The sequence below is a fragment of the Rhodohalobacter barkolensis genome (genome assembly GCF_002834295.1).
GTDB lineage: Bacteria > Bacteroidota > Rhodothermia > Balneolales > Balneolaceae > Rhodohalobacter > Rhodohalobacter barkolensis.
Genome location: NZ_PISP01000003.1, coordinates 256,699 through 277,404 on the forward strand (window position 1 = coordinate 256,699; position 20,706 = coordinate 277,404).

16 protein-coding genes are annotated in these 20,706 nt (G+C 42.9%); 5 read left to right on the top strand and 11 right to left on the bottom strand.

All coding sequences use genetic code 11. The features are described from left to right. Positions 1–14 precede the first annotated feature (14 nt). Complete coding sequence (locus CWD77_RS15675; protein ID WP_101073635.1) at positions 15–1,274, bottom strand: PAS domain-containing protein; 1,260 nt, start codon at positions 1,272–1,274, stop codon at positions 15–17. Positions 1,275–1,507: 233 nt separating this feature from the next. Beyond that, a complete protein-coding gene (locus CWD77_RS11070; protein WP_101073636.1) occupies positions 1,508–2,677 on the bottom strand; it encodes an acyl-CoA dehydrogenase in 1,170 nt (389 codons plus the stop codon). A gap of 152 nt (positions 2,678–2,829) precedes the next feature. Between CWD77_RS11070 and CWD77_RS11075 the strand changes: the two genes are divergently transcribed. From CWD77_RS11075 to meaB, 4 genes are all read left to right on the top strand, one after another. Next, complete coding sequence (locus CWD77_RS11075; protein ID WP_165779137.1) at positions 2,830–4,818, top strand: methylmalonyl-CoA mutase family protein; 1,989 nt, start codon at positions 2,830–2,832, stop codon at positions 4,816–4,818. Further along, the gene (scpA, locus tag CWD77_RS11080; RefSeq protein ID WP_101073638.1) at positions 4,815–6,950 is read left to right on the top strand and encodes a methylmalonyl-CoA mutase; all 2,136 of its coding nucleotides are present in this window, start codon (positions 4,815–4,817) and stop codon (positions 6,948–6,950) included. Before CWD77_RS11075 ends, scpA begins: the two co-directional genes overlap by 4 nt. Positions 6,951–7,219: 269 nt before the next feature. After that, on the top strand, positions 7,220–7,600 hold the full coding sequence (locus CWD77_RS11085) for an endonuclease domain-containing protein (RefSeq protein WP_101073639.1): 381 nt from the start codon (positions 7,220–7,222) through the stop codon (positions 7,598–7,600). Between the two features lie 58 nt (positions 7,601–7,658). Then, entirely contained in the window at positions 7,659–8,735 is a 1,077-nt protein-coding gene (meaB, locus tag CWD77_RS11090; protein ID WP_206018003.1) for a methylmalonyl Co-A mutase-associated GTPase MeaB, read from the top strand. A gap of 288 nt (positions 8,736–9,023) precedes the next feature. Here the strand turns inward: meaB and cdaA are convergent, their stop codons facing one another. The 8 genes from cdaA to CWD77_RS11130 all read right to left on the bottom strand — a co-directional run bounded on the left by cdaA (position 9,024) and on the right by CWD77_RS11130 (position 18,517). After that, positions 9,024–9,836: a diadenylate cyclase CdaA gene (gene cdaA / locus CWD77_RS11095; RefSeq protein WP_101073641.1), complete on the bottom strand. Its 813-nt coding sequence runs from the start codon at positions 9,834–9,836 to the stop codon at positions 9,024–9,026. Between the two features lie 20 nt (positions 9,837–9,856). Then, positions 9,857–10,726, bottom strand: coding sequence for a dihydropteroate synthase (gene folP / locus CWD77_RS11100; RefSeq protein WP_240596777.1), 870 nt, complete (start codon positions 10,724–10,726; stop codon positions 9,857–9,859). A gap of 58 nt (positions 10,727–10,784) precedes the next feature. Continuing rightward, positions 10,785–11,123 (bottom strand): ferredoxin FdxA, encoded by a 339-nt coding sequence (fdxA, locus tag CWD77_RS11105; RefSeq protein WP_101073642.1) that lies wholly within the window; start codon positions 11,121–11,123, stop codon positions 10,785–10,787. A gap of 145 nt (positions 11,124–11,268) precedes the next feature. Next, a complete protein-coding gene (locus CWD77_RS11110; protein ID WP_101073643.1) occupies positions 11,269–12,510 on the bottom strand; it encodes an alkaline phosphatase family protein in 1,242 nt (413 codons plus the stop codon). Between the two features lie 19 nt (positions 12,511–12,529). Then, entirely contained in the window at positions 12,530–13,762 is a 1,233-nt protein-coding gene (locus CWD77_RS11115; RefSeq protein ID WP_101073644.1) for an alkaline phosphatase family protein, read from the bottom strand. A gap of 76 nt (positions 13,763–13,838) precedes the next feature. Further along, on the bottom strand, positions 13,839–17,045 hold the full coding sequence (locus tag CWD77_RS11120) for a TonB-dependent receptor (protein ID WP_101073645.1): 3,207 nt from the start codon (positions 17,043–17,045) through the stop codon (positions 13,839–13,841). A 210-nt stretch (positions 17,046–17,255) separates the two neighbouring features. Then, on the bottom strand, positions 17,256–17,951 hold the full coding sequence (locus CWD77_RS11125; protein ID WP_101073646.1) for a TIGR04283 family arsenosugar biosynthesis glycosyltransferase: 696 nt from the start codon (positions 17,949–17,951) through the stop codon (positions 17,256–17,258). After that, positions 17,948–18,517 (bottom strand): TIGR04282 family arsenosugar biosynthesis glycosyltransferase, encoded by a 570-nt coding sequence (locus CWD77_RS11130; protein WP_165779138.1) that lies wholly within the window; start codon positions 18,515–18,517, stop codon positions 17,948–17,950. The genes CWD77_RS11125 and CWD77_RS11130 overlap by 4 nt, the downstream gene beginning before the upstream one ends. A 322-nt stretch (positions 18,518–18,839) precedes the next feature. Between CWD77_RS11130 and CWD77_RS11135 the strand changes: the two genes are divergently transcribed. Then, positions 18,840–19,304, top strand: coding sequence for a hypothetical protein (locus tag CWD77_RS11135; protein WP_240596779.1), 465 nt, complete (start codon positions 18,840–18,842; stop codon positions 19,302–19,304). A 209-nt stretch (positions 19,305–19,513) separates the two neighbouring features. Here the strand turns inward: CWD77_RS11135 and CWD77_RS11140 are convergent, their stop codons facing one another. Further along, the gene (locus CWD77_RS11140) at positions 19,514–20,617 is read right to left on the bottom strand and encodes an MBL fold metallo-hydrolase (RefSeq protein WP_240596781.1); all 1,104 of its coding nucleotides are present in this window, start codon (positions 20,615–20,617) and stop codon (positions 19,514–19,516) included. Positions 20,618–20,706 lie beyond the last annotated feature (89 nt).

Genomic DNA, 20,706 nt, shown 5'->3' on the forward strand with positions numbered 1-20,706 from the left:
GTGTAGAGCAAGCTTTAGTGAGATTTATATTCTGATGAGATTTCTGTAGATGTAGCACCCTTGATCGCTTCAACAGTTGTTCGGCTTTTATCCCAGTCAGGTTTAGCGTAGTCGATTACTTCCACGTAACCGCCTTCCTTACTTTTTATTCGATACTGTTCTGTATTTGGTTTACCATCCATTACAATCTTCAGATGGTCATGGAATTTATCGATGTCATCTTTATGCACAATATCCTCAACATTCATCGTCACAGCTTCATCCGCTGTAATTCCTGTGATTTTACTGAAGCTATCTGATACATATTCAAACATAAACTCATCATCGTCAGTTTGGATCAGTTTATAGTTGAAATCTTTGTTCTTTTCGAAAACCCGGTCAAAATCGGCATTTCGCTTGGACAACATTGCCATGATTCTCTTTTGAAGTGATTTATTTTCAAAAGACATTCGAACAATTTTCTGTCCATGAACCGTTAACAATCTTGCTGTAGCTTTTACCTCTACCGGTCCACCTTTTCTGTTTTTGATGACCATCTCATACGATCGATCTTCAAAATCACTGGGTTTAAATGAGTCGAATTTATGCTTGTAAGACTCTATAAGTTCATCTTCAAGAATCTCCCAAAACTTAAATTTCTTGAGCTCTTCGTCTGCGTATCCCGTTAAGTCGCGGAATGCTTTGTTCGTGGTGACAATATTACCTTGTTCATCCACATCAATCAGGGTTTTCTTACTCTCTTCCCTGAGTTTGTCAAATTCCATTTCTGAATCAACAACCTTCTTCTCAGACCGTTTTCTTTCAGTAATGTCGTGCTGATATGAAACCCAATGCGTAATTTCACCCTGTTCATTGGTCAATGGATGAATATCCCACTGGTTGATAAACTCAGAACCATCTTTTCTGTAGTTGACCGTATGGCCAAAAAATGCTTTCCCTTCTTTCAGACGCTCTTTCAGTTTGTCTAATACCGCGCGGTCAGTTTTTGGTCCTTGCAATATTCGAGGGGTTTTGCCCAGAACTTCATCCCGTGAATATCCGGTCATACGGGTAAAACCTTCATTTACATAAACAATTTTGGGACCCGGCTCTTCCAGCCCAAGTTCTGTAATTAAAATAGAATCGTAATCACTTCGTATTGCTTTTTCGAGAAGCTCTAAATGCCTTTCAACCTTCTCTTTTTCCCTCTCGATCCTATTTACAATCTCCATCAGTTCTTTAAGAGATTCTTTATCTTTCGTGAGAGACTGCAATTTCTGTACTAATTTTTCCATTAAACTACCTATTGATTACCTAATTCTATTCGTAAAAGTGAAATTCTTCACGATTCGTTCACTGTCATTTTGCGCAACAAAGTGTGTTAACGAGAAGTTCGTTTGAAATCATTCCAATTATTTGAATTTTTTTTCAATTAATCCATTTAGAATATTCTCACTTCCCTCTGTGCCAAAAAAAGACTGCGAAAAAGTTACTTTCCGCAGTCAAATCGTCAATCAGAATTACTTAATTATCCCTCTTTCAGGATAATTTTGGCGATGGTAGCAAGCTGCATGTTGGATGTTCCTTCATAGATCTTGCCAATTTTTGCATCTCTGTAGTATTTCTCGACGGGATACTCTTTCACATAACCGTACCCGCCATAGAGATCAACAGCCATAGAGCTAACCTTTTCTGCAACTTCGGAGCTGTAGTACTTCGCCATTGCTGCCTCTTTAAGAAATGGCTGGCCGGCTTCTTTCAAGCGTGCAGCGTTGTAAACCAGTAGTCTCGCCATTTCTAATTGTGTAGCCATTTCACTCAGCTGAAACTGAACACCCTGGAAATCGGCAATAGCTTTACCGAACTGCTTTCGCTCTTTGGTATAAGAAACAGCCGCGTCGAAGGCTCCCTGTGCAATTCCGATCATTTGAGCGCCAATACCGATTCGCCCTTCATTCAGTGTTTCAATAGCCACTTTATATCCTTTTCCTACTTCACCAAGCACATTCTCTTTTGGAACACGTACATCTTCGAGAAGCAATTCGCAGGTAGAACTCGCACGTATACCCAGTTTATTTTCTTTTTTGGAGACAGAAAATCCTTCCATTCCCCGCTCTACGATAAATGCTGTAATTCCCTTGTATCCGGCTGATGGATCTACAGTGGCAAAAATCAGAAATATATCCGCTTCTTTTGCATTGGTAATCCAAAGCTTGGTTCCGTTCAAAATATAGTCGTCACCGTCTTCTTTAGCCGCACATTTCAGCGCAAAAGCATCACTTCCTGAACCGGCCTCAGACAGACAGTAGGCACCTACTTTTTCGGTTGCCAGCTGGGGTAAAAACTTTTTCTTAACATCATCCGAACCCCAGTTCAAAAATGCGTTGTTCACCAGAGTATTTTGTACATCCATAAATACTCCAACGGATGCATCAACCCGGGAAATTTGCTCGATGGCAACAATACTCATAAAAAATGATCCGCCTCCACCCTGATACTCCTCCGGGATTTCGATGCCCATAAAACCCATTTCAAAAAACTGCTTGATCAGGCCTTCATCCAATTTGGCAGCCTCATCCATTTCATGAACCTTTGGCTTGATTATCGTATCTGCAAACTCAGCTGCAGCGTCTCTCAGCATCTGCTCATCTTCAGTCAATTGCGTGAGCGGAGAAATTTTATTTTCTGTATCTGACATAGTCGGTCTTTTTTAGTTATTCAGTAAATTTTCCGATGTAAATATAGCAGTTTGTAAGCGCTTTTCCGTACCCAATTTCTGTTTTAGTTAGCGAAACAGAGTGCTCCTCACTATTTTACAATCAGATTAAAAACAGAATAAAATTAATTGCAGTGAAGAAGCAACAAGAAACGAATCTTTTTTCAGATTTTGAACCCGTTAGTCGTAAACAGTGGGAAGAGCAGATCAAAAAAGATCTTAAAGGTGCAGACTACAAAGAGAAGCTAAGCTGGGAAACCCTTGAGGGACTTACCCCACTCCCGTTTTATAGGAGTGATGATTTAGAAAAAGTTAAATATTCTAAATCCAATACGATTCATCAGAAAATTAGCTCAACATGGACAGAGTGCGAGCCCATTTCGGGATCTAAACCTTCCGAGGCTAATGAACAGATTAACAAGTCTATCGAAGGTGGTGTCAATGCTTTTCAAATTCGTTGCGATATTTCGTACAGCGATGGAGCCATTGGCGGAAACATGATCGGGACTCAACTTCAATCTCAGCACAATTTTGATGAACTGATATCCGGCATCGACTTAACCGACAAAACCCTTTACTTCGACAGCGGGATGAATACCCCGGCACTTCTGGCCATGCTGCAAAATTCGGATACTGAAATACGAAATGCAGCTTTCTTTTTCGATCCATTCACATTTACCGCAAGCCACGGGCGTGAGCCTTTACCGACTGATCAACTAAATAGCATCATTAATCAACTTTCAGGCGATCATGATTTCAAAACTCTGACTGCCGATGGGCTTTTTTATCACACCTCGGGTGCTTCTATCATCCAGGAGCTGGGAATTTCACTCGCTATTGCAAGTGAGTATTTAGCTCGCAGTACTAAAGAAAAACTTACTCAAACGGCCCGGTCCATTCTATTTCGTTTAAGCGCCGGACCGCTCTACTTCCCTGAGATTGCAAAATTCAGAGCTGTCCGAATTCTGTGGGCAAATCTGCTGGATGCATATGGAATAGACAGTTCTGTTCCGCTACCCATACACGCAGAAACCACACCTCAAAATCAAACGCTGTCAGATCCTCACAACAATTTACTTCGCGCAACTACAGAGGCGATGTCGGCAGTTATCGGTGGCGTTGACTCTCTTTTGATTCAACCCCATGACAGTCAATTTAATCGATCAAATCCATTTTCATCCCGGATATCTCGCAATATTCATCACATTATTAATGAAGAGTCACATTTTGGCAAAGTAGCCGATCCCGCTGCCGGCTCCTACTATGTTGAAGTTCTCACGGATGAAATCGCTGAAAAGAGCTGGGAATTTTTTCAGATGATTGAAAAACAGGGTGGATTTATGGAATCTTTGAAAAACAGAGTCATCCAACCAAAAGTGGCTGATTCCAAAAAAAGAAAATTAGAAGCATACGCAACAGGGAAACGCACATTGGTAGGCACAAATAACTACCCCAATAGTGATGAAGAACTTCCCGATGTAGTCATCTCAACTGATTTTACAAATGCATTAGAAGTGACCGATGACTCTGCAGAAATTGATCTATCAAACCTGATCTCTTCGCTCTCCGAAGCATTCAAGAGCGACGCCTTGGTCGGAGATCTTTTCTCATCATACTTTGAACCGCAAAAAGTTCTCTACACTACGCTTGAACCATTTCGAGCCGGAGAGATCTTCGAATCGATTCGCCGGAGAACTGAAAAGGAAGTAGAAAAGAACGGTAAAAATACCCGGGTTCAACTGGTACCCATTGGCAACATAAAATGGAGAAAGTTACGGGCAACATTCGCCTCAAACATATTGGGTTGTGCCGGTTTCGAAATTGATTCACCCATCGGTTACAACTCCGCTGAAGAGGCGTTCAATGAGCTTAAAAATTCAACCTCAGATTTATATGTACTATGTGGAGCAGACGCGGACTATGAGGAGATGACAAAGTCGTTTTGTGCAAAGTTTTCTAAGCATGGGCTCCTTATTCTGGCCGGCAAACCTGCAGACAGTGACCTTGAATCAAAATACAGAGATTACGGCATTCAACACTTTATATACTCCGGAATGAATATCCCAAAAGTATTGAGTGCAATTCAGGATCAAATTTTTAATTCAGAAAAGGCAACATCATGAGACCTGATTTTTCAAAAATTGAACTAAAAGCCAATTTGGGAAGAGTAAGTAAAACTCCTGACTCTTCATCCCAATCCACCTGGAAAACCCCTGAAAAAATTGATGTAAAACCCGGGTATTCAGAAAGCAATATTTCGAATTTAGATCATCTCGACTTTGCGGCCGGAATTCCGCCCTATCTTCGCGGACCGTATTCCACGATGTATACGGTACGGCCTTGGACAATTCGGCAATATGCGGGCTTCTCAACTGCAGAAGATTCCAACGCTTTTTATCGCAAAAATTTGGCCGCCGGACAAAAAGGACTGTCCGTGGCATTTGATCTGGCAACACACCGCGGCTACGACTCCGATCATCCCAGGGTTTCCGGCGATGTTGGAAAAGCGGGTGTCGCCATCGACTCCATTCTGGATATGAAAGTTCTGTTTGATCAAATTCCGCTGGATGAGATGTCTGTTTCCATGACGATGAACGGAGCCGTAATTCCGGTTATGGCGTTCTACATTGTTGCAGCAGAAGAGCAGGGAATTTCTCCGGAAAAACTCAGCGGAACCATTCAGAATGATATCCTGAAGGAGTTTATGGTTCGCAACACCTACATCTACCCGCCGGAACCGTCGATGCGAATTGTGGGTGATATTTTTGAGTATACATCCAAGAAGATGCCACGCTTTAACTCAATCAGCGTGAGCGGATACCACATGCACGAAGCCGGAGCAACCGCTTGCCTGGAGCTCGCTTACACATTAGCTGATGCCCTAGAATATGTTCGCGCCGGTGTAAAAAACGGACTGGATGTCGATAATTTTGCACCTCGTATTTCCTTTTTTTGGGGAATTGGAATGAACCATTTTATGGAGATTGCAAAAATGCGGGCCGGACGAATGCTTTGGGCAAAATTGATGAAACAGTTCAATCCAAAAAATCCGAAATCACTTTCCCTGAGAACACACTCTCAAACCTCCGGCTACAGCCTTACCGAGCAGGATCCCTACAACAACGTGGCCCGAACTACGATTGAAGCGATGGCGGCTGTTTTGGGTCATACTCAATCACTACATACCAACGCGCTGGATGAAGCGATTGCACTCCCAACGGATTTTTCGGCTCGAATTGCCCGGAATACTCAATTATATCTCCAGGAAGAGACCGGCATTACAAAAGCGATCGATCCATGGGCAGGAAGCTATTACGTGGAGAGTTTAACCGATCAGCTTGCACGCAATGCACTCGGTCTGATTGAAGAAGTGGAAGAGTTGGGTGGCATGGCCAAAGCTATTGAAGCCGGTGTCCCAAAAATGAGAATTGAAGAGGCAGCGGCTCGTAAACAGGCACGAATAGACAGCGGAAAAGAGACTATTGTCGGCATAAATAAATATAGGCTGGCTAAAGAAGAGCCCATCGATATCCTTGAAGTGGATAACGAAAAAGTTCGGCTGTCTCAGATCGAACGGCTTCAAAAATTAAAGACTGAAAGAAATCAGGATGAAGTAGATACATCTCTTACTGCTCTTACCAAATGTGCTGAATCCGGTGAGGGGAATCTATTGGAGCTGGCTATTGATGCCGCTCGAAAAAGAGCCACACTGGGTGAAATATCCGATGCGATGGAAAAATCGTTCGGTCGATACCAGGCAACCATAAAATCTATATCAGGCGTGTACTCATCAGAAATAGACAACAGCGAAGAATTTAGTAAAGCCAGAGAACTGGCAGACCAATTTGAAGAGAAGGAAGGACGAAGGCCGCGCATCATGGTAGCCAAAATGGGGCAGGATGGTCACGACCGCGGCGCCAAGGTGATCTCCACGAGTTTTGCCGACCTGGGATTCGACGTGGATATTGGCCCGCTCTTTCAAACTCCTGAAGAAGCAGCACGACAAGCCGTGGAAAATGATGTTCATATTCTTGGAGTATCGAGTTTGGCAGCCGGCCATAAATCGCTTGTTCCTAAAGTGATAGAGGAGCTGAAAAAACTAGGACGTGAAGATATCATGGTGATCGTAGGCGGAGTCATTCCAAATCAGGATTATAAGTTTCTTTACGATCACGGAGTAGCCGCCGTTTTCGGTCCCGGAACTGTGATCCCCGAAGCAGCACAAAAGATTTTGAAAATCCTGATGGAGGATTAACCACAATGTAATCTCCCCTCGAGGGGAGTGGGCGCGTAAGCGGTCGAGGGGTGTTTTGATTTCGAAATCGTGCTTATACATTACCCAAAGAATACTTAACCACAAAGGGCACTAAGTTTTTCACGAAGGGACACTAAGAATGATGAATATGACCGAAAATCAAATTTCTAAAGTTGTCTTAAAGTGTGCTGATGAGTCAACCTATCTCCCCTCGAGGGGAGTGGGCGCGTAAGCGGTCGAGGGGTGTAAAATAACCTGCCATTTAATTCATGCCCAACAAAATTCTTCCATACAACCCAAAGTTGAAAAAACTTGCCAGGAAACTGCGCCGTAATATGACCTACGGTGAAGTACTGTTATGGCAAGAGATTCGAGGAAAGAAATTAGGGTATCAATTTCACCGACAAGTACCCATAAAAAATTACATCGTTGATTTCTTTTGCCATGAACTACAGTTAGCAATCGAAATTGATGGTTGTTACCATAATCATCCTGAAGTATCCATTTCAGATTTGAACAGGCAACAGGAAATTGAAAAAATTGGTGTCAACTTTCTTAGATTTAATGAGTCTGAGATTCGGAAAGATATTTCAGGTGCTGTAGAAGACATACATAATTGGATCAAATTGAATCAAAATCAAAATTCTTAACACCCCTCCCCATCCCGAAAGAATTCGGGATGGTACTCCCCTCAAGGGGAGAATGTCTATGACAAAATCCAAAAACAAATCGCTTTCAATTAATAAAGGTTCTGATGTGAACGAATCCATCAATCCAAATTATCGGACAAAGAAACTTTCGAAAAGATCCTTAAAGGAGTATGTGGAAGGAATTAAGAGTGGTGACCGAACCATCTTGTCTCAGGCCATTACACTGATTGAAAGTTCAAAAAAGGAGTATAGAGAGTTCGGGCAAGAGATCCTTGAACAGTGTTTATCAGAGACCGGCAATTCCGTTCGGATCGGAGTTACCGGAGTACCCGGGGTTGGAAAGAGTACATTCATTGAAGCCTTAGGACAGTACCTCATACAGAATGATCACAAACTCGCTGTGCTGACGATTGACCCGAGCAGCAGCCGCTCCAAAGGGAGTATTCTAGGCGATAAAACACGAATGCAAAAACTTTCTACTGATGACCGGGCTTTTATCCGTCCGTCCCCCACTTCCGGTACTTTGGGCGGTGTTGCGCAAAAAACCCGGGAAACCATGCTATTGTGTGAAGCTGCCGGATATGACACGATCTTTATCGAAACAGTAGGTGTGGGGCAATCCGAAACGACCGTACATTCGATGGTTGATTTTTTCCTGCTCCTGATGTTGGCCGGCGCCGGCGATGAGCTGCAGGGGATCAAACGTGGAATTATGGAGATGGCCGACCTGATTGCAATCAACAAAGCGGAAGGAGACAATCTCAATGCATCTAAAAAGGCGAAACAGGAATATGAAAATGCGTTGTCTTTATTTCCACCATCCCCTTCAGGCTGGAAACCGAAAGTAATGACCTGTTCTGCACTTCAGGCAAAAGGAATTGAAGAAATTTGGGAAGAGGTGCAGAACTACCTGGAGTTAACTTCCGAAAATAGATTTTTCGAGAAACGCCGAAAAGAACAGGCCGCATTCTGGATGTACGAAACCATTAACCAGGAGTTAAAACAGAAATTTTACTCGAATCCGGAAGTGAAAGCAAAGCTCGCAAAGTTCGAGAGGGATGTTCAGACTGGTAAGCTTAGCTCATTTAAAGCGGCTAAAGAGCTTTTAGATCTATTTAAAATGAATTCAGGATAAAGTCATTGGATTTGACAACATGAGAAGTCCCCTCATTCCCAAGGAGGGGCTCCGAGCAAAGCGATTCCCACGAAGTGGTTTAGGCCTGCCTGCGCTGAAGCTTCGGAAGGCAGGGGTGGTTGAAACCAATATCAGATCAGATTTAAAGCCTGAAATCATTAGGGTTACCTCCCCCAACCCCTTCCATCAGTAGCCGGACTGGCTCTTACACCCCGACGTTTCGAGGGCAGGCAGGAGGGGAGAATCATTTTCAAGATTCTTAAGTCGAACTCACGTTAATCTAAACAATCAGTTCATTTCAAGATCTGCTTTTTCTGAACTGAATCCCATATCGCCGCCTTTCTCTTCACCCAATGATTGCTCCATTTCGGCGCGCAGTTTTTGAATAGACAAACCACTGGTAAGGGCTCCATTTTTGGCAATCGAAATACGTCCCGTCTCTTCAGAAACTATGATCACAAATACATTATTGGTTTCACTGATTCCCACTGCAGCCCGATGACGTGTTCCAAAAACAGACGAAATATTAGGATTCTGAGAAATGGGAAGGTAGCAGCTTGCAGCCACTATTCGGTTATTACGAATTACAACTGCGCCATCATGAAGAGGTGTATCTTTCTGGAATATCGTTTGCAACAGCTGTGCGTTTACACGTGCATCCAGTTTCACGCCCACATCAACCAGATCCTGCAGTGAAGAACTCCGGGCAAAAACTATGAGTGCCCCCGTTTTAACCTGAGCCATATTTTTCACGGCATCAATCACCTCCTCGATAACCGTGTCGGCTCCCGACCGTCCGATAAACCGGTCAAATGTTGTGTTTTGCCCCAGGCTGTAGAGTAGCTTTCGTATCTCGGGCTGAAAAATGATAAATACAGCCAATACACCCACATCCAGAATACTTCGCAATATGAAATTAAGTGTAGTAAAACCTAACAGACTTACGGCACCATTTAAAACAATCACAAAAAGAAGGCCGAAGGCCGCCTGTATAGCAAATGTTCCCCGTATCCACCTATACAGATAGAACAACACCAGTGCTATCACCAGTGTCTCCAGCAGGTCTTTAAGACCAAACTCTAAAAATCCTATCGGTATCACAGTTTTATTTTATTTGAGGTTTATCTGCTATCTGTCTCAGATGACTTTATAGCGTTGTATACTTGAATTGAATCAGAGGCTTCCTGAACATCATGCACTCGCAATAATTTAGCACCATTGATCAAACTTTGGTAGTGTACCGCAATTGTGCCCGCCAATCTGCCGGATGCAGGTCTGTTATCTAAAATTTGTCCAATCATTGATTTACGGGAAGCACCCATCATTATAGGGTAGCCAAATTTCGTGAATTTATGAAGTCCGGAAATGATTTTCAGATTATGCTGAAGAGTTTTTCCAAAGCCTATACCGGGATCAACAAACACATTTTCAACTCCGGCATTTTTCAGAACTTCAATCTGGCGGCTTAAAAAAGCTATGATGTCCGAAACCACATCTTCATAGTCCGGATTTTTCTGCATCGTCTTGGGATCTCCCTGAGAGTGCATTAACACATAACCTGCATTAAACTCCGAACACAATTCAGCAAATCGGGGTTCTTTCCGGAGTCCACTCACGTCGTTGATGATATGTGCTCCTAATTCAAGAGCCTGACGCGCAACCTCATATTTTGTTGTATCAACCGAGTAGATTGTATCCGGGAATTTCTCTAACGCTGCCTCTAATACCGGCAACACTCTCGAAACTTCTTCATCAACTGAAACCGGATCTGAACCCGGCCGGGTGGATTCTCCTCCAATATCGATAATCTCAGCGCCCTCACGGATCATCTCTTCTATACGTTTGAGCGCAACCTCTTTTTGATTGTACTCACCGCCATCCGAAAAGGAGTCGGGGGTTACATTCAAAATTCCCATCACTTTAGGAGTGCTTAAATCCAGCTCTCTATTTCTGATTTTTAGAATGTGATGGGATTCTGCAGTTTTACTCAATGACACGGACAATCTTTAAGATAATTTTAGAAGGAATTCAGGTGCGTCACTTAATGAATTAGTCCCAGTCTTCCTGTAGAAATTCGAGCTTATTCTCTTTCTCTGCCCAATCATCCGCATCAGGCAGTGCATCTTTTGTCTCATTAATGACACGATCATCCCATTTTTCGGCCAGTCGTTCGTTCAGCTCAATATAGTGCTCCCACTCTTCGGGAACTTCATCATCTGGATAGATCGCCTCTACAGGACATTCGGATACACAGGCATCACAATCGATGCATTCAAGTGGATCAATTGTTAAAAAATTGGGGCCTTCACGAAAAGCGTCAACGGGACAAACCGCCGCACAATTCGTGTATTTACAGTTTACACAGGGTTCTGTTACTACGTATGCCATTTATCTGTTCAAGTGTTGTTTGGGGTTCTTACACAATGATCAATTGCGTATGGTATTTCATATTCGGCTAAGATGCAATTCAAAAAGAGACAATTACTGATGTCAAATTTGAGAAAAAGAGTCTTCAGATTAACTGCATACTGCCTTATTGATTCAAAAACTTTCTAACTTCATCCAGGCTTCCATCGTTCTCAGCCGGTTCAATTTGCAGCAGATAGGCCATCAGTTCATACATATGAACAGACTCAACCGGCCCCTCAATTGCACCGGACTTAAATGCAGGTCCTTTGGCTGCAAAAAATGTATGCATATCCGGTTCGAAATTGTCAAATCCGTGCATACCGGGAACGACACCTCGCTCCTCAAAATATTCCCGGTTAGTAATCGTGAATTGATTATCCGCGATCATAATAATCTCCGGGATTCGGTAGTGATTTGAAAAGTGGAACCTCTCCGGCAGTTCATCACGCAAAAACACCCGGTAATTTTCCTCATTCTCTTTCAGTGCGCGGTAAACTTCATCCGTTTTCCCTTCGTGGGGTTTAATCATAGCAACCGGAGTATAGTCCACCATATCTACGTCGTCCAAATTGATAATTTCATCCAGGAATATCACCTTCTCTTCCGATTGGGCTGCCATCCCATGATCCGAGACCAGCAGAATATTGATGTTATCGGATAGTCCTACCTCATCTAATTTCTCAAGGAAATAACCCAGCAGACCATCCATTTGCACCACGGCTTCATCCACTTCCGGAGAATCCGGACCGTAACTGTGCCCGCGACTGTCCACAAAACTGAAGTAGAGTGTGCCAAAATCTGCCTGTACATCACCGGCCGGATCAAACCATGCAGCGATACTGTCAATCCGGGTACTGTCCGGTATGGAGCCGTCATAATCCACCCACTTCGTGGATTGTAAACCAACAAAAGTAGCCTCAGAGCCCGGCCAGAAAAAGTTCACCGATGTCTTACCCTGCTTCTCGGCCGTCACCCAAATCGGCTCACCTCCCCACCAGCGTTCATCGTGCTGACCATCCGGAGCTCCATAGCTAAATCGCTCCTCCAGTTCATAGTCATAAAAACTGTTGGATATAATTCCGTGATTTTCAACGTACAGACCGGTAGCCAGTGACCAGTGATTTGGAAAGGTTTTGGTTGGGAAAACAGGAATTAAATACTCCGCCTGTACACCTTCTGAAATAAATTCATCAAAATTGGGTGTCTCATTCCGGTCGATATATTTATTCATAAATCCATCAACAGAAATTAGTAAAACCGGGGCGGGTTCAGCTTCTGTCCGGTCCGAATCTGAATTTTCACAGCCATTCAGGCTTAAAACGAATACAAGTGCTGTTAACAGGTAGAGAGCGTTCTTTCGTAGCATGATAAACTTGAGTTGAATATTATTTTTGTAAGATATGAATTAATGAATCAAGTCTCCCGTCGTTTGGAGCCGGCTCGAGATCCAGTAGATGGGTCATCAGTTCATAGAGATGAATATTTTGAAAACCTTCGGTTGTTATCCCCTGCTTGAACGAGGGACCTGCTGCAATAAATAAGCTATGCATTTCAGGATACAGATTGTCATACCCGTGAGCACCACCGGCTACACCATACTCTTCCAATCGATTGGAGGTTGTAATACTATACCCCAAATCCGCTATAAGGATAAATTCCGGAACACGATCGTGATTTTTAAAATGGAGACGATCCGGCAGATCCTCTTTTTTGTACACGCTGAAATTCTTCTCATTTGCTTTCAACGACTCATAAATTTCATCTAATTCTCCTTCATTTGGCTGAATCATCGCAACCGGGTTCCAATCGATCATTTCAACCAATTCTAAATCGATAATTTGATCCAGCAAAATAACTCGTTCTTCGGATACTTCTGCCATTCCATGATCGGAAACGATGATCATATTCAATGTTTCTCCTTTATCAACTCTTTCAAGCTCCGACAGCAAATATCCAATCTGTTCGTCTACCTCTTTAACGGCAACCGCTGTGGAATCTGAGTTTGGTCCGTACCGATGCCCATAAGTGTCTACTTTACTAAAATAGAGTGTCATAAATCCGGGTGCTTGTTCAGGCTCCATGGTCAGCCAGTGAATGACTGAATCGACCCGGGCACTGTAGGGGTGATAGTCATCATAAGGACTCCAATACGTTGGATGAGTTCCGCCAATCGGCGCCTCCGAGCCGGGCCAGAACATGGGTGCCGATTTTACTCCCTGTTTCTCTGCCGTTACCCAGATCGGTTCGCCTTCATACCACCGGGCATCCTGAACGGCTTCTCTATTGCCGAGACTGTAGTAAGAGTCCATCTCTGAATCGTACATATTATTGGCAATCAATCCGGTGTTTTCGGTGTATCGGCCGGTTACAATGGAGTAGTGATTGGGAAAGGTTTTGGTTGGAAAAACCGGGATCATATAGTCTGCCAGAACTCCCTGCTCAACAATTCGATCCAGGTTGGGTGTTTCATAATTGTTTAAATAATCGGGATGGAAACCGTCAATAGAAATAAGAAGAAGTTTATTCGAATCAATCTCCTTTCTTTTATCGCAAGCAGCAACAAAAAGAAGTGTAAATAAAAAGATAAAGGCTGGTATAGACAGTTTTAGCTTGTGCATAAAGTCGGGTATAGGATATAAAAAAAGAGGAGACCGCGAACGGCCTCCTCTTTGAAAAATTTGTTTACAGTTGGTTTTAGAAGTTGTACTTCACTGTAAACTGCATTTGCCATCTTGAACCGAAGTCGCTGACGTTGAACTTGTTTTCGTCTTCTTGTTCAGCCGGGTCGAAGAATACAACCGGCTTGTCAAGATCATCAGCACCTAAACCAAGACCAGGGTTGTTATCGATGAAGTCCTGGTCTACATACTGCCAGAAATCGACAGCCTGATGGTTGTTAAAGCTAACACCTTGACGTACACCCCACTCAGGATTCAGTAAGTTCAGTACGTTCAGCATTGTTGCGCTAAACTCAACAGACTGACCGCTGAAGGTCTGAACCTGCTGACTTACTTTGAAATCGAGGAAGTTTGTCCACTCTTCACGATCAGTGTTACGTTCTACATGACCACCTCTGTAATCATTCAGTGCATCAGTTCCGGAAATAAATTCATCGAATTCATTCCAGTTGTTGCTCATCAGTACAACTTCACCCTGTTCAGCAGGCACATAAAGCAAGTCATTATCAAATCGACCGTCTCCGTTGGCATCACCTCTGTAGATGTAGCTGTATGGAGAACCTGACCGTCCGTCATAAATCAATGAGAATGTAGTATTGAATCTTTCAGCCCAGTCCAGTCTGTACGAAGCAATACCGAGAATTCTGTGGCGTCTTTCAAAGTCCGCAGTTCCCACTTTAGCATTATTCACATCAACGTTCTCGTTGTACTGCCAGTTAGAGATCGCACGACTGGAAGTACCGTTATTTACGTTCGTTGCACGGTTATAGGTATAAGACAACCTTGTAAAAAACCCGCTCTCAAAACGTTTTTCCAACTCACCGGTGATGCTGTATTGATAGCCGTCATTTGTGTTTTCCAATAAGATCGCATTGGTAAAGTTCGGATCCAGTCTTGATGGTGTTCCGGATGCATTACCAAAGTTTGAGTTGAATGTGATATCACCATAAATAGGTCTTCCGTATGCAGATGTTCCTTCCTGTACCAGGTTAATGTTTGAGAAAGTTACATCGTTAATCGCTTTGGAGTAAACCCCTTCAAGTGTACCACGGATACCGTAAGGCAGTTCCTGGTCAACAGCGAGATTCACTTTCAATGACTGAGGATACTTGAAGTCATCTGCAATCAGGTTAATTTCTGATGTTGCAATTGGATCCAATTGGCCACTGGTGCTTGGAGTTGGCTGGTTATCAGGGTCCGGGCTAAAAAATCCATCACCTAAATAGTTTCTCTCACTAACACGACCATAGTCTACACCGGTGTTACTGTACTGGTTGGAGATCCATACAAACGGAGGTGTACCGGAAAAGATACCCGCTCCACCACGAATTTGTGTGGTTCTCTGTCCCTGACTGGCATCCCAGTTAAATCCAACACGAGGTGCCCAGAGAATATTTCCGGAAGCAATCTTATCGGTTGAGTATCCCGGGAATGCTGTTGGAACAAGAGGATTGAAGGTTGGCTCATCAGGCAGTACTGGAATATCAATTCTTAAACCGTAAGTCAGTGTAAGACTGTTATTCACAGTCCATTTGTCTTGTGCGTACAATCCAAACTGCATTCCGGTAAAGTTAGCTGTCGGGCTTCCGCCTGGCAGAAGGTAGCTGTGAGCATAATCAAATGGATTTCCATCAGCCAGATCATCAATACCTCTAAATGTATATGTACCGAAAGCATCCTGAACAAACAGGTTATCAAACGTGAAGATCTGGTTGCTTGTACCTAAGGTAAATTCATGATTACCGGAGATGTAGGTGAAGTTGTTGGTTAGCTCAATCAAATCCTGGTCCAAACCATTTGCCTGAGAGAAACGCTCAACACCCGCATTGATTGATCCAAATCCACTTCGATCGTCATCATACGGCAAACTAAGTGTAACACTTGGGAATCGCTGGGAAGGCACATCTCGTGAATCACGAATTGCTGTGTATACTACCCGAGCTTCGTTAAACGCATTGTCACTGATTCTACTGGTCAGCTCCGCAACAACTGAGTTCTGCTTACTGTTGAAATCGTACTGACGGTTGGAGAATGTGAACGAGCTTGTCCCCCGACTGATTCCCCTGTCTGCAATAGCGTCCACATAGTTGTAACGGAAACTCAGTTTGTGGTCCTGATTGATGTTCCAATCCAATTTTGCAAGCACTTTGTCATTATTGGTTTCTGTATCCAACGGTGATGTATAGGCGCCTGGATCATATCCGTACTGATTCTCAAGAATATTAGCAATCTGATCAAAAGTAGAAGCCTCAAAGTTTACCTGGTTTGTAGCTCCGCTTCCAAGAATACCGCCTGTAATTGGGCTGGTTTCACGCTTAAACTCAGCATTCACGAAGAAGAAGAGTTTATCTTCAATGATCGGACCACCAACATTCAAACCGATGTAGCGCTCAGTAAAGTCAGGAAAATCACTGGACTCATCACCGTCAATCTCATAGTTACCAACCAAACTTTGATTTCTGGTCTGGAAGTAAACAGATCCGGTGTACGTGTTTGTACCACTCTTAGTAATCGCGTTAACCTGGCCACCGGTAAATCCGTTATTGGTCACGTCAAAAGGGGCGATATCTACGTTAAATTCCGCGATAGCGTCGATACTCAACGGAGATCCAACACCTGCCTGAGATCCCGGAGTTGCATCACCCAATCCAAAAACATCATTAAGTGTAGCACCATCAACAAGAATATTGTTATATCTGTCGTTCGCTCCACCAAAACTGTTTCCACTGGTAACTTGTGGTGTCAGTCGGGTAAAGTCTCCGAGAGATCGGAATACACTTGGAGTAACAGCAATATCTTCACTGCTGATGTTGGTTCTGGCGCCGGTTCTGTCTGAGTTAAAAACCTGATCTGCAACCGCAGTTACTGAGATCTCTCCTAATTCAAGAGAACCCTCTTCAAGTTCAAAATCCATAGTTACACGTTCACCCAGTTCGACTCTGGTAATCTCTTTAATTTGAGAATTGAAACCGATAAAAGTAACACGTACTTCATAAGGCCCCCCAACTCGAACATTTCTGAGAGTGTAGCGACCATCAACACGTGTTGATGTCCCATATTCGGTTCCGGTAGGCATATGCACGGCAACCACATTGGCTCCCGGCAGCGGCTCACCCGTTACATCTGTAATTGTTCCTTCAATCGACCCGGATGTGGTACCCTGTGCGAACACAGAAATTGGCAGCACAAGAAGAGCGACGAATAGTAGTAAATATCGTTTCATAATTGGCGATATGATTAGAATTAGTTTTTATGTGTTTTTATGTGGTCAGAGATAATAAGAACTGTTTGTTAAGCGACTATTAACAACGGCGAAAAGGTAATGATTTTTTTAAGAGAATAGAACCCAATACTTCAATTTATAATTTTGATAAAGCGCTTTCATCGAGACGTGAATAGGCAACTTTTCACGTATCTGTTTAAGAGCCAATTATTAAGATGAAATCTGATTTTTATAAAAGTGAAACAACACTTCCTGGCTCAACCCCGCATAGTATCCAAGCCAAACAAAAGTGAAAATCAGCTGAAGCCTAATAACACCTACATTTCTGTATTTTCTAGCGGATGTAATGACGTTTCTTTCTGAAAGATAAAAACTTCCAATTCTCTTTAGGTCTCTCACAATCTTTTGATCTTCCATCACAATCAAATCCTCGTCAAAACCACCTGCCTTTTCAAACAGCTTTTTTTGCACAAATAAGCTCTGGTCTCCGAAACGAATTTCTGTTAAACGGAATCGCGTAAAATAGCTATAAAACCGAAGTATCGGATGATCCCAGTCGAAAACAAGCCGAAAGCATCCAAACCCGTACCCTTTTTGAATTGCTTTTAGAATCTCCCGGTCAAACAGTTTTGGCGGTGTGGTGTCTGCATGTAGGAAATAGAGAACATCTCCCCTGGCAGCTCTGGCGCCGGCGTTCATCTGTTTGGCACGCCCTTTATCTGCAACGACTACCTTAGCACCTGCCCGTTTAGCCAATTCAGCCGTACGATCAGAACTCCCCCCGTCTACCACAATGATCTCATTTCCATCATCGTATTGAAGCTTTTGAACGTTATTTATCAGTTCTTTAATCTGACCCTCTTCATTCAGGACTGGAATAATAATGCTTATTGCTTCTTCATTCATATCCGAAGATCACTTTTCATCAGATCACTCTCTGTATCAATATCATTAAGGACGGTTAGTTTACTGTACGTAGCCCCCGATTCTTCAAGTTTTTCAATCGTCGTTTCACAGACGCTGTTAGTACTCCACTCTATATCATCAAATATCTCCGGTAAAAACCTGCTCATGCCAATCAAATAGTACCCTCCATCGTCTGACGGGCCAATAGTGCAGTCAACGCTTTTCAGCCTATCAAATGCATCATCTATTAAGTTGCTCGAAATGCCCGGACAGTCACTTCCAATCAGGATGACTCTTTTAAATCCTTGCTCAAAGCCTGCATGAATGGCACTTTTCATCTTCCTGCCTAAATCACCGTTCGACTGTACAGTTTTTTCAAATATATTCACATCAAACTGATCATCGATTACCACTGATTTCGAGTAGCTAACCCTTTTTGTTGCATGAACCCCAGCTGCCGTTTCTGCTGTTATATCCAATAACTTTTTATAAATATTGAGCGCTTTATCATCACCTACAGATGCTGCAAGACGTGTTTTCACCCGGCCTTTTTCAGGTGTCTTCACGAAAATGATTAATAAATTTTCTCCCATTAGAGTACTATCTATTTTTGCTTATTCATTTGAATCATTTTAAAATTAATTCTTAACGTGAATCATTCACCAAAAGGCTTTACAGAATCGGCGCTGTCATTCTGAACGTAGTGAAGAATCTAGTTTTAAAACCAATACTTGCATATAAAGATTCTTCGATAAACTCAGAATGACAAATTGTATAGGTTTTGCAAAGCCATTCACCACTAAAAGCTTAAGGAACTTTTAGTTGCCATACTTGTTAAAGTAACATATACGTAACTAACTGACTGCGAAATAATTAAATATCATACTAATGAATAAGGCAAAAATTACAATTTTAACATTCGCATTTGCGCTGTTATTTGGAGCAATTTCAACTTTGGATGCCCAGTCCAGATATAGCGATACAGAACTTGGTGTAATATTAGGTGAACCCACCGGTATCAGCTTTAAAGCCTGGCAATCAGATAATACAGCAATTGATGCGGCTTTAGCCTGGTCATTTGGTGACAACGGCTCCGTTCACCTTCATGCAGATTATCTCCGTCACAAGTGGCTAACTGTGGAAAGCGGAAGCTTGGCTTTTTACTATGGCCTGGGTGCAAGAGCCCTCTTTTCTGATGACTCTAAGTTTGGAGCCCGAATTCCGGTAGGACTACAATATATGTTTCCGGAAACCAGATTATCGATGTTTTTTGAAGTAGCCCCAACCCTTGATCTCATTCCCGAAACCAGTTTTGGGGTTAATGGCGGGATTGGTATCCGAATATTTATTTAATTTTTATAAGCTAACGCGAATTCGATATAAAATGAAGGTAAAGGCATAGAAGAAGTCCCCTCCTTATTCAAGGAGGGGATTTAGGGGTGGTTGAAACCAATGTCAGATCAGATTTAAAGCCTGAAATCATTAGGGCTACCTCCCCCAACCCCTCCTTACACAGGAGGGGAGAATTATTTTCAAGATTCTTAAGTCGAACTCACGTTAAACTAGGAAACTTTTGCCCTGTTTCCGCTCATTATGGTTTCTGATCGCTTGACAGGAATTCTGATTTCAGCTCCTTCCCTTGTTAAACTAACTTTATCAAACGGAGCGCCTTCATACTGTTTAAGTCTACTGTCTCTTCTTCTTAAAACTTCGTCGTTAGTATCAGGGTCGTGATGCGTTAAATATAGATTTTTCACGCCTGTAGGTTTTACAACTTCAATCACACGCTCCCATGCGGAGTGCCCCCACCCTTCTCTTTCTTTGTACTGCTGAAGTGTATATTGGGCATCATGTATCAATACATCCGCATCCTTTATAAACTCCTGGAATTTCTCGACAAACCGGATCGGGGTTGTGTTGAGTGGCAACTCATTATCCGGCGCATAAACAATGACACGCCCGCCTATTCTGATCTTATAGATTGCTGTTTTTGTAGAATGATTTGCCACAAAGTACTCAATTGAATAGTGTCCGTAATCCTCTCTCTCCTCTTTTTGAGTTACATACTCAATGGTTGCATCCAGCATGTCGAGAGTAACCGGGAAAAATGTTTTGGTGAGATGACCGGACAGAATCTCCTGAGCACCGCCACGATATTGTTCAGGAAGATGAATTGAAAATTTGTTTTTACTGGAATAGAACGGTTTGAAAAATGGAAATCCCTGAATGTGATCCCAGTGCGGGTGGGTTATAAAAATTCTTCCCCTATTGTTCATTTTATCCAGTCGTTCCAGATGATTCCCCAAATTCCGGATACCTGTTCCACTGTCAAATATCAGCAGCTCGTCCATGCCGGGGGCATCAATCTCCATGCAGCTGGTGTTACCGCCATATTCAATATTTTCAAAATTCGCACATGGGGTAGATCCGCGAACACCCCAAAATCGAATTCTTACAGACGGCATAAGCTGTTCATTTACCGCGTCCAGGAGAGATTCATTATCTTTTACAATCCGGAAGCTGTTAAACTGAAGCAAACTCCCGACTCCGTTATCATCTCTTGTACCCAGATAGACTACCGGAACAAACTTCAGTCCGGGGCACAGTTTAACGGTCTGTTCAAACTGGATGTGATTTTCATCCAGGAAATTCTTTTCGATAACCAATACATCGGGTTGACGACCATTGAGATCTTTTTCGGCGTCATTGCCGTTGCTGGAAAAGAAAATTTCTACCTCAAGCTCTTCTATGGAAT